Source organism: Corallococcus carmarthensis (genome assembly GCF_003611695.1).
GTDB lineage: Bacteria > Myxococcota > Myxococcia > Myxococcales > Myxococcaceae > Corallococcus > Corallococcus carmarthensis.
The window spans coordinates 12,616-35,150 of record NZ_RAWE01000090.1 but is presented as its reverse complement, the minus strand read 5'-3'; the positions used below and the strand labels follow the sequence as shown (position 1 = coordinate 35,150).

The following is a 22,535-nucleotide window of genomic DNA, read 5'->3' as shown; positions in this document are numbered from 1 at the left end:
GGGGAGGGCTGCATGCGGGACAGGAAGGTCATGACCGGGGCTCCATGGCGGGTGGGAGCCCGCCGTGCCCCTTGAAGCCGCCAGGGACGGAATTGTTTTGCATTTCCGTCCGACGCCTTCCTGAAACCCCTGCAATCCCAGGGGCTTGCCGCGCTACCCCGTTCCTATTTCCCCAGGAGGCCGCCGAGCATTCCGCCCAGTCCGCCGCCGCCCTGGGGACCGCTGCCGCCACCAGCGCCGCCCGCGAGCATGGGCGCCACGGCGAGGATCTTCCCCACCAGGCCCGGGTCCAGGCGGGACTTGAGGAAGTTGAGCAGCAGGGGGGCCACCAGGGTGGCCTTGCCCGCGTCCAGGTTGAAGCGCTGGAGGATGGCCACCACGCCGGCCACTTCGCCCGCGTGCGCCGCCGCGCCGCCCAGCGCGCCCATGAGGCCGCCGCCACCGCCACCGCCCGCGCCGCCGAGCATGCCGCCCAGCGCGCCCATCAAGCCGCCGCCGTCGCCCGCCGGGGCCTGCTGCGGCGCCTGCTGCTGCCAGCCCTGCATCTCCGGGATGGCCTGCTCCATCTGCCGGGCCGCGTCCGGGCCGACCTTCTCCTGCACCGTGCCCTGCACCATCTTCAGGAGCGAACCCGCGAGCCCCTGTGCCTGCGTGCCATCCACTCCAAGCTGCTGCGAGAGCTGTCCGATGAGGTCCATGCGCCGCGCTCCTTCAAGAGAGTCCCAAGTGGGAGGCGGCGGTTGTAGCGGTCCGGGCGGGGCGCGGGTTGGAAAACCAGGACGGGGCGCCGGGAGCGTTGGTCGCCGGACGGCAGGACGAGGCCCTACAGTCGGGTGAAGGACCAGCTCACCGCGCGGCCGCCTTCGTAGGGCATGACGCCGTGGAAGGGGCGCGGGTCCGCGTCGAACACGAGCGGCAGGAAGTGCCGGTCCCCGTCCCACAGCGACAGGGACAGGATGGAGGACACGGGGACCCAGGACAGCGAGCCCTCGGGGTTCTTCTCCAGGGGCGTGCCCGTGAAGGCGTCGATGCGGAAGATGAAGCCCAGCCAGTCCTCGCCGTGCTTGCCGAAGCCGGGCCAGGACAGGGTGCCGCGCAGGACCATGCGCGTGCACTCGATGCCGGCCTCCTCGCGAATCTCGCGGCGCATGCACGCGGCGATGTCCTCGTCGCGGTCCATCTTGCCGCCCAGGCCGTTGTACTTGCCGTAGTGGGCGTCCTCCGGGCGCGCGTTCCGGTGGATGAGCAGCACCTGCTGGCCGTCCGGCGACATCACGTAGCCCAGCGTGGCGACGATGGGGGTGTAGGGCATGGGCCCGGTTCGTCCCCTGATTCGGGCGGGGCGTCAAGCGGCGCGGGCCCCCTACGGCGACGCGCCCGCCGTGGAACCGGCGAACGGCTCGTGACGGCGCCACAGCTGGACGGCGGGAGAGTCCGGCGACACGCCTCGCGTGTAGTTCGCCTCGAACCAGTGGCGGCTGTCGGTGGACAACTGCCATTGGCCGCGCGCGCCCAGGAGCACGAAGTCACAGTGCTCCAGGAGCGCGACCATGCGCCTCTGCGAATCCTCGCTGGCGAAGGCCGCCGCCGCGTCCGGGAAGCGGGTGCCGGACGTGAGCGCGTCGTGGAGCATCAGCGCGTAGGGGTCCACGGGCACGGCCTGTCCCGGCAGCACCGGCGGCAGCCTTCCGGCCAGGAGTCCCCAGCCCGGTTCGAAGCCGCACAGCGACGCGTCCGGCGGAACCTGTTCGCGCACGTAGCGGGCCTGGAGGACCTGCTCCGGAGGACGGATCTCCGAACCGCGCAGTGCCTCCTGCACGGAGTACAGCGGCCCCAGCAGCACCAGCCCGAACGACACCGCGCCCACGGGCCGGGCCCGTGCGGAGGCGAAGCCCACGAGCGCCGCCGCGCCCAGTCCGGCGAGCAGCGCCTCCGGCCCCGCGAGCAGCGCGTTGTAGTTGGACCAGTAGCTGTGCGCGGCGATGTACGCGGCCACCGTGAGCAGGTACGCGGTGGCGACGAAGCGCTCGGGGGCGGCCTCCGCGCGGGTGCTCCGCCGCACGGCCCGGACCAGCGCGACGCACAGGCCCACCGCGGCGAGCAGCAGGGCATAGCGGCGCCGCTCGTGGGTCATCTCCAGGAGCCGCTCCCAGCGTGACGTGACGCCGTCCTCGGGACGGGCGGACTGGAACCACAACACGTCGCGCACGAAGGCGCCCGGGGCCAGCAGGGCCAGGGGTCCGACGAGCGCCATCACCGTGAACGTGGCGGCCAGCACGAAGCGCCGCGCCAGGCTCCAGCGGGGCCCGGGCGCCCGGGCCACGAGCGCCGCCGCGCCCCAGATGCCGCCCAACACCTTCACGGCCGTCATCAAGCCGGCCAGCACTCCGGCGAGCCACGCGCGGCGGGGCAGGGGAGCCCGGCCCGAAGGCAGGAGCCACACGTTCGCGAGCCCCAGGCCGCACAGGTTGAGCAGCGGATCCAGGAACGGCCCGCGCTCCATGGTGACGACCTCCGGATGCGTGGCGTAGGCCAGCGCGGCCACCACTCCGGCAACCGGTCCCCAGGCCCGCATCGCCAGCCGGCCCACGAGCAGGGTGCTCACGGCGCCCATCCCGGTGGCCATCCAGCGCGCCAGCGCGAAGCCCGAGGCCGGATCCCCGAACGCGCCCACCGCCCCGGCCGGAGCCCCCAGCAGCAGCGCGCCCGGCGGGTGCACGAAGAGGTAGTCGCGGTAGGGCAGCAGCCCCTTCCACAGGAGCGCGGACGCGGCGGCGTAGACGCCCTCGTCGTAGTTCACGATGTAGCCAAGCGCCCCAGCGCGGTGGAAGAACGGCAATGCCCGGAGCACCCAGGCGCCCACCGCCACCGCCACCAGCACCCAGGGCCACCAACGCCGGGCCCTGCCACCCTCCGCCATCCACGTCAATCCGTCCAAGGTGCGAACATGCTACGCAGCCGGCCCTGTCCCGCGCGAGCCGCACGAAGGCAGGGGAGCACGAAAACATGTGAGCCCCCGGTGACACACGCGGGTTGTTACACCGTGAGTGAACCCGGCGCCGCGAGAGCGCTGTATCAGTAGTTCCAGGCGGTGCAGTCGGTCGTCGTGCGCGTGACGAACTCCGCCAGCGTGCGCATGTTCCGGACGAACGTGCTCGTGTCGAGGTAGTCCCCCGGAGTGGCCCCACTGCGCGGGCCGCCCGGGCTGTACGGGGTGATCCACCGCTCGTTGTTCACCGCCGTGTCGACAGCTTGCGCCGTGTCGGCGCGCAGTTGCTGGCACGAGCGCTTCATCACGGTCGTGTCGGTCGCCAGCCGGTTGTACTCCGCACGGAGGGCGGCGAGCTGCGACGGACCCTCCCAGCCATAGTTCTGATACGTCGGCGGCGCGGTGGAGAACCGGACCGGGTAGCCGCCGGGCTTCACCGTGTAGAAGCCGATGTTCGACGGCGACGTGTCATCGAGTTCGATGTAACGGGAGAGAAGTGTGTCATTGGCGTAATCAACGGTCTCCAGATACGCGAGCGCCGTCCCGACCGCGGCGCGGTTCGCTGTCACGCTGGGGTCGAGCTGGTAGAGACGCAGCAGCGCCCACATGACGTCCTGGCTCTCCTGACCCGCGATCGCCGGTGTCTCCCAGTTGCGAGCCCACCGAGGCTGCATCTGGAGGTCATACTGCTGCGCCCAGGCGGGCTGGGGCTGCGGCATCTGCGCCCGGCGAAGGAAGTCGCCGAACGCGGTGCGCATGGACTGATACGTCGCGGCCTGCGAGGGATAGAGCTCCTTCGCCCAGGACAGCATCTCCACGAAGGCCGTCGCGAGGTTGTCGTTCAGCGTCGGGTCGTCCCAGTACTCGTTCGTGTATGTATTCGCGTAGCAGTTCGCGAGGCCACACGAGGTTCCAATCGACGGCGGATAGCTCGCGGAGAGCGCGGGCCGCGCGGCGACGGGGCCGGCGAAGACCTGGGGGAAGCCGCCGTTCGTCGGGAACTGGGACGTCTCCACCCGGGCGCGGGCGTACGACGAGGAACCGGAGATGGACGTGTTCGCGAACCCGAGGAGCTGGTCGGTGCGCATCATCGCGATGAGCGCGTTCTGCGTGACCTGGTCGTCGTATGTCGAACTCGTGCAGCCACCGCAGGAACAGCTCGCCGTGGTGTTGAGGTAGCAGGCCTTGAGGGTCGGCGCCGGCTTGAAGTCCGCGTAGAGACGCCAGCCGCCGGACTTCACCTGCCCCTGGCGAAGTGCCATCGCCGCGTCCAGCGCGTACGTCTTCAGGGCCGGTGTCGCCGGGTCCGCGAGGGCCGCTTCGACAAAGGCAATCGTCACGTCCGGCGTGCCGGGCGACTGGATCATGATCTGATCCTCGTCGAGCTGGATGTCGCCCCAGCGCTCGCTCAGGTTCGTGGCGTTGTGGTGCCACGCATAGCCACCGTGGCGCGCGACCACGTCGTGGAAGTACGTCGCCGCGTTCCGCATGCGGCCCAGCGCCTTCTGCCGGAGCGGAGTCGTGGCTGATTGTTCGGACTCACCGACCTCGGCTCCCGGTTCGGTGTCCGGCGAAACACAAGCCAATGCGGAGAGGACGGGGAGGAGCACGAGCGCGAGGCGTTGATTCATGGGTGTGACTCGTAGCACAGCCGGGAAAACGAGTTATTATCGCAATCCCAGCAAGGCATCGCTCTTGCCCGCTACGCGCGACCGAACAGCCGGTCCAGGAATGACCGGCGTCGTGGGATGGCCGGGGCACCGCGGCTTTCCGGCAGGTCGTCGAGGTTCCGTTCCCCCGCATCCGCTCCGGAGACCAGCCAGAGGTCGATGTCTCCCGCTTCCGGCTCGGGTGAGCCCAAGGCTTCAAGCAGCCCCACCTCCTCGCCGCGAAGGCGCGGGGCAATCTTCCCGAAGCCATCCTGCTTCGCGGCCCGCAGCGCCGCCGCCAGCGCGCGCACTTCGGAGGGTGCCAGGCAGGCCACGGTGTTCGCGCGGCCGAACCGCCGTGCTCGCTCCGGAAGGCGCTCCAGATGCGCCAGGAAGTCCGCGCGCGAAGGCACCTGGCACTGGAACCCGAGCAGGTCGAGGTCTCCATAGGCCTGGAGGATGGCGTCGAGCCGCGTGAAGAAATCGCCGACCGAATCAGCGTGGAAGGTCATCCGGGCGCCCAGTGCCCGCAGGTACTCGGAGCCCGTCGCGTCCTCGCACTGGTCGACCAGGAGCCGCTCCAGATACCGGCCCGAATTCTCGCCCTGCGCGGGCTTCCATTCCGGTTCGGAGTCCACCGCCTCGTTCAACTCCGGGAGGAGGAAGGCGGGACGTTCCAGCAGTGCCACGGGCAGTCGGAAGAAGCTGAATGCGTTTCCCATGAGGTGCCAAGGCTATCAGCGCCGGGACCTCGCGACCGCTACCCGAAGCCTGCCGCTCAGCTCTTCTCCAAGGGGAGCCGTTCCGTCAGGAAGCGCACGGCCTCGTCCGACAGACGCAGCGGCCGCGGACCGCCCCCCTCCAGGAAGTCCCTGACGTTGGGGCTTGCCTCCTTGCGGCCGCGGGCTGAAGCCGAGCCTCGGCGATCCGCGCTGGACGCGGGATCGCCGAGGCCCGATGCCGCCCGGCCTACTGGACGGCGCGGAGCGCGGGCTGCTCGTCCGACAGCTCCATCAGGAGCCGATCACCCTCGGTCTCGTCGATGGGGACGAAGCGGCCGAGGTCGGACCGGTAGGCGTGAACCTGCGCCGCCCCGATGTCGAACCACCACCCGTGCAGCCGCAGCGTCCCCGCCGCGAGCCGCTCCCGCACGATGGGGTAGGTCTTCAAGTGCTCGAGCTGCTCGAGGACGTTCAGCTGGGAGAGGCGATCCGCCTCGGGCAGCCCCACGCCCACCTGGGTGTTCTCCTGCAACGCCTTGAGCGAGGGCTTGCCGTGCGCGAGCCACTTCTCGAGGTTCGGTGCGCCGTCCACGGCGCCTCCGGCCAGGATCGCCTTCATCGCGCCGCAGCTCGAGTGTCCGCAGACGACGACGTCCTCGATGGGCAGGAAGCCCAGGGAGAACTCGATCGCCGCCGCCTCCGAGCGGTCCGCCGTGGACTGTCCGTTGAGCGAGGCCGTCGGGACGAGGTTGCCCACGTTGCGCACGGTGAAGAGGTCACCGGGGTCCGTGGAGACGAGCAGGTTGGGCACCACGCGGCTGTCCGAGCAGCTGATGAAGAGGCAGTCAGGGGATTGCCCCTTCGCGAGCCTCGCGAAGGTCGCCCGGTAGGAGGGCAGGGTGTGACGCTGGAAATCGAGCAGACCTCTGATGAGCTTCTTCACTGAGCACCTCCGGAAGCGAGAGACGAGACGTGATGGACAGGGGAGGAAGCGGGGGGAGCAACAACGGGAGCCGCACGCGCGCTGCGCCGCGTCCAGACATCCTCGAGCGGCTCCATGGTCACGGTGCCGCCCGTCTTGCGATGCGTGTCGGCCCAGCTCTCGAGCGCCTCGAAGCCGGAGTGGTCGAGCGTGTTCACCGCCACGTCCACCTCCACCTTTGAGCCCGAGGGAATCTTCGCGAGCGCCGCCGACAGCTTCGGCACGCCGACGAACGTCAGCGCTCCGCTGATGCAGACCTGGTGAACGCCATTGGCGTCGCGGCTCTCCACGCGCACCTGGCCCAACTGCCACAGGAGCCGGAGGATGGCCGCGCCGAGCCCGAGCCCGATGCCCGCGAGCAGGTTGATGCCCACGACGCCGGCCACGGTGATGAGGTAGACCGGCAGCTCGCCCCGGTGCCGGAGCTCCCGGATGTGGGCGAGGTTCACGAGCTTCAGGCCCACGTGCACGAGCAGGCCGGCGAGCACCGTCAGCGGCACGTAGGACGCGAGCCCCCCCAGCAGGGTCACGAAGGCGAGCATCCACACCGCATGAAGCACCGCGGACCAGCGCGTCTTCGCGCCGGCATTGATGTTCGCCGCGCTGCGCACGATGACGCCGGTGATGGGCAGACCGCCGACCAGACCGGAGAGGGTGTTCGCCACGCCCTGCGCCAGCAGTTCGCGATCCAGGTTCGCCCGCGCGCCCGTGTGGAGCTTGTCGGTCGCCACCGCGCTCAAGAGCGATTCGGCGCTCGCCACGAGCGCGAGGGACAGCACGGCCACGGCGAAGGCGCCCCACGCGGACCCTTCCGGAAGGGCCGGCAGCTGGATGGCCGACAGCGCATTCGCCGCCAGCTGCACCCGTGCCACGTCCGCGTTCAACACCGCCGCGACCACGGTCCCGCCCACGACCGCCACCAGCGGCCCCGGGACCTTCTTCATCCGCCCGTTCGGCAGGAACTGCCATGCGATGAGGATTCCCAGCGTCAGGAGGCCCAGCAGCGTGGCCGTTCCATGAAGGTTGAGCACCTGCCCGGGCAGCTCCCGCAGGTTGTTCCAGGCATTGCTCTGCGGAGAGCCACCGAGAACGATGTGGACCTGCCCCAGCACGATGAGGATGCCGATGCCCGCGAGCATGCCGTGGATCACGGCCGGCGAGATGGCCAGCGCCGAACGCGCCACCTTCAGCCCGCCGAGCGCCACCTGCACGAGCCCCGCCGCGGCCACCGCCGCGCACGTCACGGCGAAGCCCAGCTGCTGGATGAAGCCAAAGACCATCACCGCGAGGCCCGCCGCGGGGCCACTCACGAGCAGCGGCACGCCGCCCAGGAGGCCCACCACCAGGCCTCCCACGACGCCGGCGATGAGGCCCGCCATGATGGGCGCCCCGGAGGCGAGCGCGATGCCCATACAGAGGGGCAGGGCCACCAGGAACACCACCAGCGAAGCCGGCAAATCCGAGGCGAGGATCCCCTTCAACGAGGGCCTCTCCTCCGCAGCTTTTCCACCCGAAGTCATTGCTTGCGCTCCCCTGTCAGCTGCCGAGCCGTACAGCGGCTCGAAGTGACAGGGGGTGCTACGCAAGCGTCGTGCCGGACCGTTTCAGGGCCCTTCCGCCTGGGGCGGGGCGCGTCCGGACCGGGGGATGAAAGAAACTTGAAGCCCTCGACTCAGCCGATGAAAGACTTTTTAAGTCCTTCACTCCGAGGGTGGGCTCTCCTCCAGGCGGCGGAGGAAGGTCGGATAGGACAGGCCCAGTGCGCGGGCCGCCTCCATGCGCCTGCCGCCAAGCTGCTCGAGCACGTGCCGGACATAGAGCCGCTCCACTTCATCGAGCGGCCGGGGTGGCCCTGACACGGAGAATGCGTTGGGGTCGACCGGGGCCGGCGCGCCGCCCCCCTTGGCGAGCGCCTGCAGCTCGAGCGTGGGCCCGCCCTCGAGCACGAGCGCCCGCTCCAGCACGTTGCGCAGCTCCCGGACATTGCCGGGGAAGGGGTAGCTCAGCAGGCGCTCCTCCGCGGCGGGAGAGAAGGGGACCGGGCGCCGGCCAAGCTCCGAGCAGAGCTCCAGCACGAGCGTCCGTGCGAGTGGCAGCACGTCCTCGCGACGCTCGCGCAAGGGGGGCACGTCCACGCGGAACACGCTGAGCCGGAAGAGGAGGTCCTCGCGAAAGCGCCCGGCGGCGACCTCCGCTTCGAGGTCCTTGTTGGTGGCCGCCACGATGCGGGCGGTGCTCGTGAGCTCGGTCGTGCCACCCAGTCTTCGGAAGGCCCCCTTGTCTAGAAACGTGAGCAGCTTGGCCTGGAGCGCGAGCGGCAGCTCACCCACCTCGTCGAGAAAGAGCAGCCCATCGCTCGCGAGCTCCACGAGCCCGCGCCTGGCCGTCTTCGCATCCGTGAAGGCGCCGCGCTCGTGTCCGAAGAGCTCGCTCTCCATCATCGTGTCCGGAAGCGCGGCGCAGTTGATCTGCACGAAGGCGCCCTGCTTCTGGCGCAAGGCGTGGAGATGGCGGGCGAGCACCGCCTTCCCGGTCCCGGTCTCCCCGAGCAGCAGGACGGGGCTCCGCGGAGTGGTGGCGATCCTCGCCAGCATCTCCAGGGTTCGCTGCATCGACGGCGAGCGGGGCTCCGCCATCCGATGCTGTCCTTCAAGGACGCTCTCGGCCTGGCGCAGCCGTTCCTGGAGCTGGAGGTCGCTGGCCGCGCGGCGCGCGCGCATCACCAGGTCGTCAATCTCGACCGGCTTGCTCAGGTAGTCGAGCGCGCCCGCGCGGATGGCTTCGACAGCGCTCTCGATATCGCCGTGCGCGGTCACCATCAGCACGACGGTCGCCGGAAGCTGGGCACGCAGCTCGGGCAGGAAGACGAGCCCATCCCCGTCCGGCAGCCTTCGATCCAGCACGACGAGGTCCGGCGCCTCGGCGGCGAGCGCGGCGCGGGTCTCATGCAGCGAGCGGGCAACCCGGACGCGGAAGCCTTCCTGGCTCAGCATGGATGCCGCGAGCGAGGAGAAGGTCCTGTCGTCATCGACGAGCAGCAGGGAGGTGCTCATGACGCCATCTTCTCGAGCGGGAGGCGGACCGTGAAGCGGCTGCCTCCGGCCACACGGGTGTAGGAGACGCTTCCCCCATCATGCGCACGGATGGCCGTGCGCACCATGGGAAGCCCGAGCCCGATGCCCTTCGACCGGCCCACCGCGAAGGGCTCCCAGAGGCGCGGCTCGAAGGCGGGGGGAACTCCTCCTGCGTTGTCCTCCACGACGAGCACCACCTCTCCACCTTCGCGAAGGAGCCGGACCTCGACGCGAGGCGTGGGCTGCTGGCCTATATCATGGGCCACGGCACCGGCTTCGACGGCGTTGCGCATGAGATTGTCGACAGCGGAGACCAGCAGCGTCGGATCTCCCTCCACGAAGAGCCCCTCCTGCAGCGTGGTTTCGATGGCGACGTCCGCTGCTTCCGGCAGGAGCCGCACGGCTTGAAGCGCGTCCTGGACCAGCAGGTGCATCTCGCAGCTGCGCCGCTGCGTGGACTGGGGGGACGCAAAGCTCAGCAATGAGCGGGCAAGGTGGCCCAGCCGGTCCGCCTGGGAACGCAGCGCCTGGACGGGCAAGGTCGTTTCCCCTCCCTTCGCGCGAATCATGCTGAGCGCGGCCTGCATGCTGTTGAGCGCGTTCTTCACCTCGTGGGCGATGAGCGAGGAGGCCGTGCCGAGCGCCGCCATCGTCTCCTGGCGCCGCAGTTGTTCTTCGGCGGCCACCAGCGAACGGTAGGAGCGGCGCAGGAGCACCGTGAAGAGCAGGAGCACGCCGCCGAGCAGCGCGGTGTGAAAGCCGAGCTGGCCGAGGTAGCGGCGCTTGAGCAGCTCGCGGTCCCGCGCCTCGTCCTCGAGCACGGCGAGCAGCATGCCGGTTCCGGGAACGAACGCCGCCGCGCCGAGGAGCCGCGTGTTTCCGAGCGTGACGGCCCCGGGAGCGTCCACCAGCGGGCGCAGGCGTGTGGCGAGCTCCGGCTGGCGCAGCAGTGGCGGGGGCTTTGCCGGCAGGAGGATCCGGCCGTGCGCGCCGAGCAGGGCGACCATGGACTCGCTCTTCCCGCGAGGGGTCGGGAGCAGCTCGTTCGCCGTCGCGAGCTCGCCCACGAGGAGGCCCACGACACGCTCGTCGCGCACGATGGGGACCGCGACCGCGACGAGCCCTCCGTCTTCCTCGTCCAGCAGTCCGACCGAAGCGACCCGGTCTGTCACCATCCGCCGGAACCACATGCGCGAGGCGAGCGGTGTGCGCCCGAGCGGCATGCCCACCGGGTCGCTCCACAAGCGCTTGCCGTCCGATGACACCAGCGCGACTCCCGCCGGGAAGAGGGTCGTGTGGCTGAAGGCATTCTCGAGGAGCGCGACCTCGGGGCCCGCGACGCCATCCTCGGGTCTGAGCGACGGGTGCTCCGCGAGCCGCTCCAGCTCCGAGTGCAGCAGTCCGAGGTGTGCGCCAAGGGCCTGGGCCTGGAAGCCCGCGCGGTCCGACAGGTGCGCGAGGAGCTCTCCCTCCGCCGCCTTCACGTCCGCCCGGTAGGTCACGATGGGGCTCACGAAGGCGGCGCCCCAGAGGAGCATCAGACCGACCACGGCGGACCGGCCCGCTTTTCGCTGCGTGCGAAGAAGCTCGCCCGGTGGGGGCACGAGGGAGGTCAGGGAGGGATGGGCCGGGGGCGGCGACATGCGCCCATCATCAACACATTTCGGCCCCGGCATGCGGGGTGTTGAGTATGAGGAATGCCCATGAGCAATGAGCGCACGCCCGCCGAACCCGAGGTCATGGAGCCCACGTTCTGGCGGAAGAATGGCTGGTCGGCCAGGGTCATCAAGAACGAGGAGGACGACGGCTGGGCCGTGGAAATCCGCAAGCAGGGCCTCTCCGAGCCCGCCCTCATCAGCCCGTGGGTGATGGGCCGCGACAAGAAGAATCCCAAGCCCTTCGACGCGACGGCGTTCGCGACGTTCGTGAAGACGGCCTCGGAGGTCCTGGACCGTTCCGCGCGGCAGCGCGAGCAGGCCATGACCAAGAAGCTCTCCATCGCCTGGGAGGGCCGCTGGTACGAGGTGCGGCTGGAGATGGTGGCGGATGAGTATGAGCCCCACGCGCTGCTTGCGGCCATCGACGACGCTGGCGCGACCGTCGCGAAGCATCGCGTGCCGGTGAACTTCAAGTTCACCCGGGACATCGCCAACGAGTGGGTGCGCGGCGGCTTCCGCGAGCCCTGAGCGGATTCTCAGACCTTCACCGCAAAGGCAGACTTATTTGTTCTCCCATCATTCATGGATGCTATGACTGGCCTCTATCGAAAGGGAGGCATTCATGAAGCGATGGGAAGGCATGTGGGCGGTCGCCGTGGTGGGTTTCTGGGCAGCTCTGACACCCGTCGCGCATGCGCAGACAGAGGAGTGTCTGGACCTGAATGGCGATGGGGTGGAGGACACCGTGGTCGTCTCCGGCGACACCGTCACCATCGCGGGCGGAGGAACGACGCGGGTCTATTCGCCCGGTGCCTGGAATTTGATGCTGCCCCTGGAGATGGACGGCGCCCCTGGCTGTGAACTCCTGTTCATCCAGGACGGCTCCGCGGCAGTGGTGACCCACCGGACCCTGTCGACGGACTCCTACAACGTCGGCGCCTGGTACGGGGCGGGCTTCGCGGACCTGGATGGCCAGCCGGGCGACGAACTGTATGTGTCCGGGGGGTTCAACATCACGGTGGTCACGCAGCGCGACCGCACGTCGAAAGTCTATCCCGTGGGCACATGGTCGGTGCTGGCTGCCCTGGACCTGGATGGCCAGCCGGGCAGGGAGCTGTACGTCATCGATGGACCGCGGCTGAGGGTCATCAGCCATGCCACCCAGAGTTGGTGGACCTACGACGCGGGCCCCTGGACGTCGGTGCAGCCGGTGGAGACGGATGGAAACGCGGGCGAAGAGCTGGTCTTCACCGAGGGCGATAACGTCAGGATTTTCTCCCTGCTGGATCGAGGCTTCCGCGAATACACCGTCGGTGGGTGGAATGACATGTCGCACTACCAGCAAGACGGACTGCCGGGTGAGGAGCTGGTCTTCGCGGTGGGCGGCCGGATCTTCGTGATCAACGACGCGCGCCGTGAGACGTATTCCTTGTAGCGCGCTGACAATCCCAAAAATCATTGGTACGTCGTGATGGAGGGTGCGGGCAATAACACGGATCCTCGCTGTGACGAGAAGGCCGGCAGGGGAGCGTGTCTACAGGCGCAGCCCGGTGAACAGGTCACCACTCCGCTGGATGCTGAGCCGCATGTTCGTGGCGGCATCCGCACAGGCGCCCCGCCCGGTCTCCAGCCGCAGCACGTTCCCGTCCAGGGTCAGGTCCCCGGTCGCCAGGCAGCCCGAGATGTCGGTGCCCGCGAGCCCGTCATCCATGTCCAGGCTTCCGCCGAAGGCGGCGGGATGATCCGAGAACTCCTTGGGCAGTCCCGTCGATATGCCCCGGCGTTCGAAGCGCATGGGCTCGTCCGACTGGAAGGCGAACTCCAACACGTGGGGCTCCCCCTGGTAGGTGAAGCGCGCGCGAAGCTGGAAGCTGGGGTGCTCCGGTGTCCCCGGGACCCATCGCGTGTCGATGGCGGGATAATAGACGCGGGGGATGAACACCTGCTCGCCCCCCACGGACAGGCGCTTGCCGGTGCCCACCTCCACGGGGTCCGGGAGGTGAAGCGCGCCAGGCCGGCCCGCCACGGAGTCCTCACAGGACATCTCCGGGGAGAGCACGTCTTCGTAGTCCTGGCAGCGCACTTCGGGCGGCAGGTCCATCCGCAGGTCCGCCAGCCTGAAGGTCAGGGTCTCCACCTTGAAAAAGAGTCCGTCGAGCGAGACGAAGGTGGCCGGGGCCAGCTCGGAGCCGCTGTTGTCCGGGGCCACCAGGATGGTGTCCGAGCCGTAGACGAAGTCGAGCAGGTAGGTGTTGTCAGGACCACCGCAAGCGCAGAGGCCCAGGGTGGCGGTGAGGCTGACGGTATGGCGAAAGGAACGTGAAGGCATGTTGGAAGGGACTCGATGGTCGGTCGTGGCACTGCTCACGCCAGCAGTATGGTGGGTTCCGCGTGAATGTGAATTTGAATTTCCTCTCGAGGACGTCCATTCGCGTGGCGACCGGGTCGTTGTCTCTGGTTTCCGGGTCGTGCTTTCTGGCGTAAAGCGTTTGGGTTTCGACTCGGCTCCCAGCTTGGATTGAGAGCCAAGCCTCTCCACGAGGGTTCGAGTGCGGCAGGGACCGGGTGTGACGTCAGCCGTGCGGTTTGTTGAGCGGTCCGGGCGCGATGCGCGTGCTGAACTCCAGCCTGAATGGGTCAAGCGCCTGAAGCCTCGGCGCGGCCGTCCGAGCAATGGCCGCCCTGAGCACTCCGTCGCGAGCACCGTCCGCAGTGCATAAATCATGAGTCCATCATCCGTTCAGGGAGGAACGACCATGCCGCTCCGAGCGCTCCGGTTTGCCGGCGACCCCGATCTCGAGCAGTGCCTGGCCGACCCCGGCCGACGGCTGCGGGCGCCCGAGGAGGGACTGATGGTGCTCCGGGTGCAGGCAGCCCTGCAGGACCTTGGCCTGCCCGTCGGGCTGAAGGGGTTGGACGGCAACTTCGGCGCCGACACCGGTACCGCGGTGAGCCAGTTCAAGGCCGGCCAGGGACTGCAGCCGACCGACCCGGTCGTCGGCCCTGGCACGATGGGTGCGCTGGACGCGGCGTTCGCGGTCGACCCGCCAGAGTTGGACCCAGCGTTCCGCGAGTTCAGCCCGCTGGTGCTGCACCGCCGGGTGGACCCGATGATCGCCGCGGTGCTTGCCGAGCTGATCTCGGCGCCGTTGAACTCGTGGCGGCACATGACCGCGATGCGCGCGCTCGCGCCGCTGAACTCCGGCGAGCTGACCGGCATCGTCGCGTTCAGTCGGATCCGGGACCTGCGCCAACTCGTACTGGACCGGGCGGCACCGGTGCAGGCCGGCGGCGTTGGGGCCAGGCTGATGGTCGACACGCTGATTGACCAGCTGTCCACCGCACCCGGCCGGCCGGTCGAGTCCGACACGCTCGGCACCACGGTCTCGTTCCACGACACCGCCGGCGCCACGTTCGGGCTGATCGCGGTCTCCGACTCGGTGTTCCGCGGCAAGGCACGGATCACGCTGTCGGCCACCAACGCGTCGCTACCGGTCTCGTTGACCGAGGTGCTGGTGCACGAGCTGACCCACTTCCGCAACCAGCCCAACGCAGACGCGCTGCTGGCTACCCCGGACGGCGATCCCGGCACGTACGTCGACCCGGCGCTATCCGTGGCGCTCAGCGTCAACACGGAGCAGCGCAGCGGGAGGATGCTCAGCATGTTCGTCGAGGAGTTCGCCGCCCGGCACGTGCACTGGCACGTCCGCAAGGAGCTCGACGGCGACCCGCTCGCGCAGATCCGGCTGTTGCCCGAGGAGCTGGCCACCGCGGTGATCACCTACCTGGTTCGGCACCTGGCGTTGTTCCGGTCCAACGGCTACCTGGAGAACATCAACAAACGGCCGGACGGCGGCGCCAGCCGGTTCCGCCAGGCGGCGCTCTGGCTGCGCCGCGCCCGGGCGTACCAGTACAGCACCCGGCCGGAGCACGAGGGCGTGGTGCAGGCGCGGATCGAGCAGGCCGCTGCCTTCTGTGACGAGCAGGCCACGGTCGGCAGCGACGAGGCTCCGTCCGCGGACGGCCTCTTCCCGCTGGCCAAGGACTTCCCGTGAGCCGCCGGCACCCCTGACCCCGGTCTTCGTGGCGTCGCCGGAGGACGTGAGCACGGGTCGGCCGGTCATTGGCTGGGAGCGACGCGCTACGAAAGCGCTCCGCCAACTCCCTGGCGATGGTTCTCATCGCTTCCATTCGTCTCTGGCTCTGGTTTGCGGACACGCTCCAGGGACGGCGTGTACCCCAAGGGGGCCTCGAGGGTTCGGCCCGTTCCTTGAGGACTTCGGATGCTCACCCATCGACTGGGTCGATGGGTGCTTGGCGCAATGCTGTTGCTGTAGGTCTAGGGTTACGAAGAGGATGACGGCCCGCTCTGTGGAGGTCCTGGACCGTTCCGCGCGGCAGCGCGAGCAGGCCATGACCAAGAAGCTCTCCATCGCCTGGGAGGGCCGCTGGTACGAGGTGCGGCTGGAGATGGTGGCGGATGAGTATGAGCCCCACGCGCTGCTTGCGGCCATCGACGACGCTGGCGCGACCGTCGCGAAGCATCGCGTGCCGGTGAACTTCAAGTTCACCCGGGACATCGCCAACGAGTGGGTGCGCGGCGGCTTCCGCGAGCCCTGAGCGGGCGCATGCGCGGAGGCACTCGGGGGGCGCCCGCAGTCCAGCACTGCATGGCCCAGACCGACCCACGTCTGATTTGAGAAAGACCGGGCCACGTTCACTCTCCGGCCTCCAGTGCATCGGGCCGTGATGGCCCGAAACGAAGGAGGGGGAGCATGAAGCGATTCCAATGGTACGTCATGGGGAGTGTCCTCACGGCCGGTCTCCTGGGGCTTGCGCACGATGCCTACGGCGAGGCTCCGGAGGAGGAGCTTTCAATGCATTCCCAATGCAAGCTGTCCCTGCTGAAAGGCAGCTACGTCTACGCGAACACCGGGTTCGTCGTGACGGGAGCCGAGCGGATTCCCTTCGCACAGGCGGGGCGTGATGTCTTCCGCGGGGACGGAACCTTGACGGGTTCGGCGACCGTCAATACCAATGGGGTGAGTTCGCGCATCGTCTACTCTGGCACCTACACCCTCGACTCCAACTGTCGCGGCACCGCGAAGACCACCGACAACACTGGGGTCACGGATCACTTCGATTTCTTCGTCACGAAGAACGGGGAGACCCTGGCCTACGTCCAGACCGACCCTGGCTACGTCACCGCGACCTTCGAGGTTCGACGGGACGACTGACCAGCACATGATGCTGAACTGGCGCCGCCGCATCGCATCGCGCCGAACACCCACGCGATGCGCGGCGGCCCACCTCTGTGATGACGGGAGGCCCGCGAGGAAGCAGACCCGCGGCAGCGTCAGGGACGGTTTCATGGACCGCGTCGGTCCACCCGGGTTCGAGCGCCCGTCAGGCGGGTGTTGCGGGTAGAACGACAGGCATGGAGCATCCGGCCCTGCCGCGTGAGGCGGATTGATAGAGGCATCGGCTGTTGCCGGATACAGGGCCCGGGTCCAGCGCGTGTGTTGGCGCATGCCCTTCGGGATGCGCTGGCGGAGAGGGCCTCGCAGGCTCAAGCTTGGGTCACCGGACGGACGTCTCCAGCTTGGGGGCATGCGCATCACAGGCATTGTCTCATTCACACGGTTGCCGGCACCCTGCTCGGGTGCCGCCGGAGCGGCTGAACGTGCCCGCTCCGGCGGAGGGGGAGGGGCCGGGTGGAACGTCAGTGGATGACCACGGTGATCCGGCCATTCGCCATGACGACGGAGTAGACGGTGGCGTGGGCGGGCTCGAACAGGGCGGCCACCCGGATCCTCGCCTTGCTGATGGACACCAGGCGGGTGGGAGGGGTCAGGGACGTGGTTTCGAACGTCACGGGAACCCGAGCCACTTCGTTCCCATCCAGAGTGAGGGGAGGGCTTGGATTTTCATGAGCGACTCGGGGCAAGGGTTGCGTTCAACGACAAGTGCAGACGTGAACAGGATGCTGGGATGCCAGGCACGGCAATGCCTGGACGGCTGTGACAGGAATGGCTACGCGCATCGCGGGATTCGTAGCGCATCCCGCTACACGTGAAAGAGCCTGAAGCCTATCGAACGGCAGACATCAGGGCGTGCGCGCCACTTTCTGGAGGGTGAAGCTTTCCAGTCCCACTCCCTGAAGGGACACCTCGCGGAGCGTGGCTGCCTTGGGATTGATGCCCTCGGGCTGGAAGGTGACCAGGTCCACCGCGACCGACAGGCTGCGGTCGGGGAAACGGACGGGCCGGGGGAACGGAAAATCCACGCCCTCCGTGCAGGTTTCCCCATTGGGGCCGGCGATGACGCCGTGGCCGCTGCCCCACTTCCCGGGGAAGGCCACGAGCCGGGAGAACTTCGCGTCGTCCCCTGGACCCGCCGGGCCACCGAAAGCCTCTGGGACGGGCGCGACGCCGAAGCGTTCGAAGGCCAGCTGCCCGCCGACGTAGCCTCTCACGGTGTAGGTGGAGGCCCCGTGGACCGAGGGGTCCACGTAGATGGCGCCCAGGTTCTCCGCCTTCGAGCGTGCCACGACCACCCGCTCCAGCAGCTCCGGTGTGCCGTCCGGCCGGGCGCCGATGAAGGTCAACAGCATCCGGCTGTTCCAGTCCGGCTCCAGCGGGCTCAGCCAGGCATCCCAGCCGGAGGCGCCCTCCAGATGAAGGCTCACGCCACCCGGTCCGCCATCCGCGCTCTTGATGAGCAACCCCTCGTCCGTGACGGACAGCTCCGCGGCTCCGACTGGGCAGTGCTCCACGCCGGAGAACCACGCGCAGCCTTCGCCCTGCGCGTCCCTGGCGATGCCCGGCGTCGCGGCGAACAGCAGCCCGACGCCCAATCCGAGTCCGACTGCGTTACGAATGAGTGAGCCGCGGTTCTTCCATTGCAGGGTCATGGGCGTTTTCTCCGTGGGGGAGGGGTTGGGGGCACTGCACGGGAAAACGACTGCATAGGCCATGCCGCCTGGTGCCTGGGATTGCGGCAGGGGCTGAAGGCAAACGCCAGGCGGGCCGGCTGGGATGGTCATTCCTCAGCGGAGATCAACCTTGGCGCGGGGCCTGTGCCGTCGCGGGTGCTCGCTCCAACTTCACAGCCATACATCGGGCTGTGTTGGTCATTCATCGCAGCAGCGCTTCCAGGGACCCCGCCAGGGGCACGCGTGCGGGGGCTCCCGTCAGTGAGCGATAGAGCGGAGGCAGCGGCTTCTGGGGGAGCAGCCTTGGACGGACCGTGCGCAGCCGCTCCAGCAACAGGGGCCAGCCGGTCGTCTCGCGTTCCGCATCCGCCCGGCGGGCGAGCTCCCGAAGGGCTTCGAGGTCCGGCGTGGACAGCGGGGCTCGCCGGCAGAAGTCGTCCAGGCCGCGCGCCAGCTCCAGCACCGCCGCGCCCCGGGGCGGCGGACCGTCTCCGAACAGCCCGCGTGCGACGCCGAGCGCTTCTTCCACCGGGACAGGCACCGGGGCATGGAGCAGGAAGAGCTCGGCCGCGAGCCGCTCGCGCCCGGCGTCCAGCGCCCGCTCCAACGCCTCACGGGTCGTGAGCCGCGGGGATTGGTGGAGGCAGGCGTCCGCCCGGGACAGCACGCGGACGGCCTCGCGCGTGAGGTGGGCCTTCAATCCGCGCACCTCCGCGAGCACCGCGCGGAGTGCAGGCAGCGTGGCGACGAGCACCTTCGCGTCGACACCCGTTACGCACGCCGCCGCATCCTCCACGGTCACGGGCGTGTCCTCGCCCATCACCGGACCCAGGACCCGGATCAGCTCATCCCGGAAGCGGAGGTCCACGTCCGTGTCCTCCGCGACGGCCGCTTCGAACTGCGGGGTGAGGCCGCGCAGCGCGCCCGGGCCCACGCCACGGGGCAGTGCCCGGAGCGCCTGCAAGAGGGTTGTCCTCGCTGCCTCGACCATGGGACCTCCCGGCCACCGCGCGGCCGTGCACCCACCGTCATGGGTGCACGGCCTTCATGACGCGGACCCTCAGGCCTGCTTGTGGACGTTCTCCACGCCGTTGGCCGGCGCCGGCTTCACGGGACGCTGAAGCACCTGCGGCTTCTGCTCGGTCTGGAGCACCCGCGCCATCAGCGCGCCGAGCAGCCCCTGCCCACCGCCGCCGCCGTCCTGGCCGAGCGCGATCTCCGGCACGAGCTTCACCCCATGCTGCGCCAGCACCGTGGCCAGCTGCACCGCCGTGAAGGCCTGGGCCCCCAGCGCCGCCACGCCGGTGCGGTAGGCCTCCGCCTTGGCCTCACCCACGAGCCGTGTCGCCTCGGCCTCGGCGCCGCCGTGCAGCCGCTTCGATTCGGCCTCCGCCTCCGCGCGCTGCCGCAGGCCATGCGCCTCCGCGTCCGCGTGCAGCCGCGTGCGGGCCGCTTCACCCTTGGCTGTCTCCTCGGCCGCGAGCGCGCCCTTCTCGCTGATGGCGACCATCTGCTCGCTGCGCACCACCTCGGGCTGCATGTTCGCCACCGCCGTGGCGCGCTCCAGCTCGCGGCGGCGGACCTGGGCCTCGCGCTGCACCTCGTAGGTGCGCTGGAGCTCCTCGGCGATCTTCCGGTCCGTCTGCGTCTTCATCAGCTCCGCGGGCGGCTGGATGTCGCCCACGAGCGTGTCGATGCACTCCACGTCATACGCCCCCAGCGCGCCTCGGATGGCCTCGTACGCCTCCCGCTGGCGGTCGGTGCGCGCGGAGAGGAACTCCAGCACCGTCACCTGCTGCGCGGAGTTGCGGAAGTAGTTGGCCACCGTGGGTTGCAGCACGTGGTCCACCAGGTTCTGCATGGAGCCCACCCGGGAGATGACTCGCGGGGCCTGCTTCATGCTGATGTGGATGATCTGCGACACGTCGAGCATGAAGCTGAAGCCGTCCCGCGAGCGCACCGTGATGGGGCTGAGCTTCTCGTCGTACTTGTGCTGTTCGGTGCGCTGCGCCCAGTTGAGGACGATGTTCGTCGTGGGCACCAGCTCCACCTTCATCACCCGCGCGTTGAGCGGGTGCTTGCCCGGCAGCAGCGGCTCAATCCATACGCCCTTGCGTCCGCGCTCCACGAGGTCGCCGTGCGTGAACTCGTCACCCGACACGTCCAGGTGCTCGCGCCCCACGTAGCTGACCACGACGCCCACGTAGCCGATGGGCACCTCCGTCATGGGGATCTGCTCCACGCGCACGAACCAGGGGTTGAGGTTCCACGAGCCCGACAGCAGCACCTGCTCCTGGAGGCCACGGCAGCCGCCCGCGTCCAGGAACCGCTGGGCGCTCTGGAACGAGTCATGCCCCTCCACCGGCACGCCCGCCAGGTCTCCCGCGGGAATGGGACGGCCGTCCAGCGTCGTCACGATGCCCACCTTGTCGGGGCCCACGCTGAAGATCTCCAGCTCCTCCACGTCCATGTCGAACCGCCTGGCGTTCTCCGGCGTGATGACCGTGAACAGCGCGGGGTTGATGCGGTAGGTACCCGCGGTGAGGAAGGCGAGCTGGCGGCCCTTCTGCCCACCGCCCTCGAGGAACGCACGCGCGTCCTGGAAGCCGTCACAGGCCACCTCGCGGCCGAGGATGCAGCCGGGCGGAATGGGTGCGCCGCCATTGGCGACGACGAGCGCGATGTGCCCCTGGCGCACCACCACGACCGGGACGCGCGTCACCTTGAAGCGCCAGAACGGATAGCCGAAGTGCCACCCCGGCGGCAGCAGCTCCGCCTGGTAGCCGGCCTCGCCCTCCAGCGCGACCAGCCGCCCGGGCGGCAGCGGTGCGCCGAACTTCTTGATGATCAGCCCCGACTCGTTCTCTCCGATGACCTGCAAGCCGCTGAGCACGTAGAGCGCTCCCAAGCCCAGCAGCAACGCGACCCCGGTGAGAACCACGATGTAATCCATGAGGCCCTTCTCCTGCGGCCCGCGTCATTGCGGGTGTGCCCCCTCCACTGCATGCCCCCTGCCACGGCCAAGTGCCTGGAACTGCTGGGGCCGCTCCACCGCGCCGTGATTCAAATCAGGGCCCATCCGTGTTTGATTCGTGGAATGCGCACGTTCGGGTGGAAGGGCCCGGCCCCCAGGCCGTCGCTCCAGCAGCGTTTGGATGCCGCGGGCTGGAAGGCGGGAGGCGCCGGCGCGGAGTTGGTGGTGGTGTGCTCCGCGCGGCCACGGCTTCCGGCCGCGCCGAAGTCGGGGCCGTGGGTCTGGCTGTGTGAGCAGCCGGTGCCGGTCGACCTGCTCCGGCTCGCGGTGGAGCAGGGGGCGGTGGACGTCGTCTGGACGGGCGCGGACGACTGGGAGGCGCGGCTCTTGCGCCGGCTGGAGGAGAGCCTCGTCGAGACGCCAGCGCCTCGCGTTTCGGGGACGCTCATCGCGCACAGCGCGGCGGCGAAGGCGCTGCTCGGCCAGCTGGCGCAGGCGGCCCGCACGTCGATGCCGGTGCTGCTCACGGGAGAGACGGGGACGGGCAAGGAGGTCGCCGCGCGGCTCATCCATGAATGGTCCGAGCGGCGCCCGCGCACCTTCGTGCCCATCAACTGCGCGGCCATTCCCAACGAGCTCATGGAGGGGGAGCTCTTCGGCTACGCGAAGGGGGCCTTCTCCGGCGCCGTGCACGGCTACGACGGCCTGGTGTCCGCGGCGGAAGGGGGCACGGTGTTGCTGGACGAAATCGACGACACGCCGCACGCGCTCCAATCCAAGTTGCTGCGCGTGCTGGAGGACCGGGTCATCTCGCGCCTCGGCGAGAACGCGTGGCGCAAGGTGGACTTCCGCATCCTGGCGGCGACGAACCGGGACCTGAAGCAGCTCATCGACCGGGGGATGTTTGGCGAGGACCTCTATGAGCGCCTTTCCACGGTGCAGATCCACCTGCCGCCCTTGCGCGAGCGGCAGGAGGACGTGGCGCCGCTCGTGCTGCACTGGCTGGAGCGTTACTACGCCGTGGAGGAGCTGGAGCCCGTGGGCCCGCGCGTGCGCGGTGCCACCCCCGAGGCGCTCGACATGCTTCGGGCCTATCCCTGGCCCGGCAACATCCGCGAGCTGCGCAACGTCATCTACGGCGCGCTGGTGGCCAAGCGTGCCGGGGACGAGCTGCTCGTGTCGGACCTGCCGCGGCGGCTGTGGCAGAAGGAGCGCACGAACTCCTCCATGCTGGTCTCCGCCCAGGAGGTGGAGCGCCGCGTGGCCTCCGGAACGATGAACCTGCGCGCGGAGCGGGAGCGGCTGGAGCGGCTGGCACTCCAGGCCGCGCTTCGGCGCGCGGATGGCAATGCCGCGGAGGCCGCGCGCCTGCTGGGCGAAGTCGGCCGGGGCACGGCGAAGGACCCCGGCGGCACGGTGCGCACGATGATGAAGCGGCTGGGCGTGTCCCCTCGCGGCGGTGCGTGAACCCCGCTGCTGGGGGCACGAGCACGACAGGCCTGCTCCCCCAGGACACTCCACGGGGGGAACAGGCCCGCTCGCGACAACCGCCG

20 protein-coding genes are annotated in these 22,535 nt (G+C 69.4%); 6 read left to right on the top strand and 14 right to left on the bottom strand.

Annotated features, from left to right (window positions below):
• Window positions 1–164: 164 nt before the first annotated feature.
• The 9 genes from D7X32_RS23185 to D7X32_RS23145 all read right to left on the bottom strand — a co-directional run bounded on the left by D7X32_RS23185 (window position 165) and on the right by D7X32_RS23145 (window position 10,954).
• Complete coding sequence (locus D7X32_RS23185; protein ID WP_120604755.1) at window positions 165–698, bottom strand: DUF2780 domain-containing protein; 534 nt, start codon at window positions 696–698, stop codon at window positions 165–167.
• Between the two features lie 125 nt (window positions 699–823).
• The gene (locus tag D7X32_RS23180; protein ID WP_120604754.1) at window positions 824–1,312 is read right to left on the bottom strand and encodes an NUDIX hydrolase; all 489 of its coding nucleotides are present in this window, start codon (window positions 1,310–1,312) and stop codon (window positions 824–826) included.
• A gap of 51 nt (window positions 1,313–1,363) precedes the next feature.
• Complete coding sequence (locus tag D7X32_RS23175; protein WP_120604753.1) at window positions 1,364–2,920, bottom strand: ArnT family glycosyltransferase; 1,557 nt, start codon at window positions 2,918–2,920, stop codon at window positions 1,364–1,366.
• Window positions 2,921–3,075: 155 nt separating this feature from the next.
• The gene (locus D7X32_RS23170; protein ID WP_120604752.1) at window positions 3,076–4,620 is read right to left on the bottom strand and encodes a pectate lyase; all 1,545 of its coding nucleotides are present in this window, start codon (window positions 4,618–4,620) and stop codon (window positions 3,076–3,078) included.
• 71 nt (window positions 4,621–4,691) lie between these two features.
• Window positions 4,692–5,360 carry a hypothetical protein gene (locus tag D7X32_RS23165; protein WP_120604751.1) on the bottom strand — a complete coding sequence of 223 codons (669 nt, stop codon included), beginning with the start codon at window positions 5,358–5,360 and terminating at the stop codon, window positions 4,692–4,694.
• A gap of 247 nt (window positions 5,361–5,607) precedes the next feature.
• Complete coding sequence (locus D7X32_RS23160; protein ID WP_120604750.1) at window positions 5,608–6,303, bottom strand: carbonic anhydrase; 696 nt, start codon at window positions 6,301–6,303, stop codon at window positions 5,608–5,610.
• Window positions 6,300–7,862, bottom strand: coding sequence for a SulP family inorganic anion transporter (locus tag D7X32_RS23155; RefSeq protein WP_120604749.1), 1,563 nt, complete (start codon window positions 7,860–7,862; stop codon window positions 6,300–6,302). The genes D7X32_RS23160 and D7X32_RS23155 overlap by 4 nt, the downstream gene beginning before the upstream one ends.
• A 180-nt stretch (window positions 7,863–8,042) precedes the next feature.
• The gene (locus D7X32_RS23150; protein ID WP_120604748.1) at window positions 8,043–9,395 is read right to left on the bottom strand and encodes a sigma-54-dependent transcriptional regulator; all 1,353 of its coding nucleotides are present in this window, start codon (window positions 9,393–9,395) and stop codon (window positions 8,043–8,045) included.
• The gene (locus D7X32_RS23145) at window positions 9,392–10,954 is read right to left on the bottom strand and encodes a sensor histidine kinase (protein ID WP_341868150.1); all 1,563 of its coding nucleotides are present in this window, start codon (window positions 10,952–10,954) and stop codon (window positions 9,392–9,394) included. Before D7X32_RS23145 ends, D7X32_RS23150 begins: the two co-directional genes overlap by 4 nt.
• Window positions 10,955–11,119: 165 nt before the next feature.
• Here D7X32_RS23145 and D7X32_RS23140 point away from each other — a divergent pair, with 165 nt between their 5' ends.
• Both D7X32_RS23140 and D7X32_RS23135 read left to right on the top strand, forming a co-directional pair.
• Window positions 11,120–11,602, top strand: a complete 483-nt coding sequence (locus D7X32_RS23140) for a hypothetical protein (RefSeq protein ID WP_120604746.1) — start codon at window positions 11,120–11,122, stop codon at window positions 11,600–11,602.
• A 94-nt stretch (window positions 11,603–11,696) separates the two neighbouring features.
• Window positions 11,697–12,509, top strand: coding sequence for a PA5033 family protein (locus tag D7X32_RS23135; RefSeq protein ID WP_147450232.1), 813 nt, complete (start codon window positions 11,697–11,699; stop codon window positions 12,507–12,509).
• A 99-nt stretch (window positions 12,510–12,608) separates the two neighbouring features.
• Here the strand turns inward: D7X32_RS23135 and D7X32_RS23130 are convergent, their stop codons facing one another.
• On the bottom strand, window positions 12,609–13,403 hold the full coding sequence (locus tag D7X32_RS23130) for a hypothetical protein (RefSeq protein ID WP_120604744.1): 795 nt from the start codon (window positions 13,401–13,403) through the stop codon (window positions 12,609–12,611).
• A gap of 427 nt (window positions 13,404–13,830) precedes the next feature.
• On the opposite strand from D7X32_RS23130, the gene D7X32_RS23125 reads away from it, so the two are divergent.
• The 3 genes from D7X32_RS23125 to D7X32_RS23115 all read left to right on the top strand — a co-directional run bounded on the left by D7X32_RS23125 (window position 13,831) and on the right by D7X32_RS23115 (window position 16,311).
• Window positions 13,831–15,129 (top strand): peptidoglycan-binding domain-containing protein, encoded by a 1,299-nt coding sequence (locus D7X32_RS23125; RefSeq protein ID WP_147450231.1) that lies wholly within the window; start codon window positions 13,831–13,833, stop codon window positions 15,127–15,129.
• Window positions 15,130–15,430: 301 nt separating this feature from the next.
• Window positions 15,431–15,694, top strand: coding sequence for a hypothetical protein (locus D7X32_RS23120; RefSeq protein ID WP_244239145.1), 264 nt, complete (start codon window positions 15,431–15,433; stop codon window positions 15,692–15,694).
• 155 nt (window positions 15,695–15,849) lie between these two features.
• On the top strand, window positions 15,850–16,311 hold the full coding sequence (locus D7X32_RS23115) for a hypothetical protein (protein WP_120604742.1): 462 nt from the start codon (window positions 15,850–15,852) through the stop codon (window positions 16,309–16,311).
• Window positions 16,312–16,796: 485 nt separating this feature from the next.
• On the opposite strand, the gene D7X32_RS45525 is transcribed toward D7X32_RS23115, so the two are convergent.
• The 4 genes from D7X32_RS45525 to D7X32_RS23100 form a co-directional block, all read right to left on the bottom strand.
• Window positions 16,797–16,964 carry a hypothetical protein gene (locus D7X32_RS45525; protein ID WP_158625742.1) on the bottom strand — a complete coding sequence of 56 codons (168 nt, stop codon included), beginning with the start codon at window positions 16,962–16,964 and terminating at the stop codon, window positions 16,797–16,799.
• A gap of 216 nt (window positions 16,965–17,180) precedes the next feature.
• Complete coding sequence (locus D7X32_RS23110; RefSeq protein ID WP_147450230.1) at window positions 17,181–17,987, bottom strand: hypothetical protein; 807 nt, start codon at window positions 17,985–17,987, stop codon at window positions 17,181–17,183.
• Between the two features lie 223 nt (window positions 17,988–18,210).
• Entirely contained in the window at window positions 18,211–18,999 is a 789-nt protein-coding gene (locus tag D7X32_RS23105) for a hypothetical protein (RefSeq protein ID WP_147450229.1), read from the bottom strand.
• Window positions 19,000–19,068: 69 nt separating this feature from the next.
• A complete protein-coding gene (locus D7X32_RS23100; RefSeq protein ID WP_120604739.1) occupies window positions 19,069–20,961 on the bottom strand; it encodes an SPFH domain-containing protein in 1,893 nt (630 codons plus the stop codon).
• 144 nt (window positions 20,962–21,105) lie between these two features.
• Between D7X32_RS23100 and D7X32_RS23095 the strand changes: the two genes are divergently transcribed.
• Window positions 21,106–22,449: a sigma 54-interacting transcriptional regulator gene (locus D7X32_RS23095; RefSeq protein ID WP_158625741.1), complete on the top strand. Its 1,344-nt coding sequence runs from the start codon at window positions 21,106–21,108 to the stop codon at window positions 22,447–22,449.
• Window positions 22,450–22,535 lie beyond the last annotated feature (86 nt).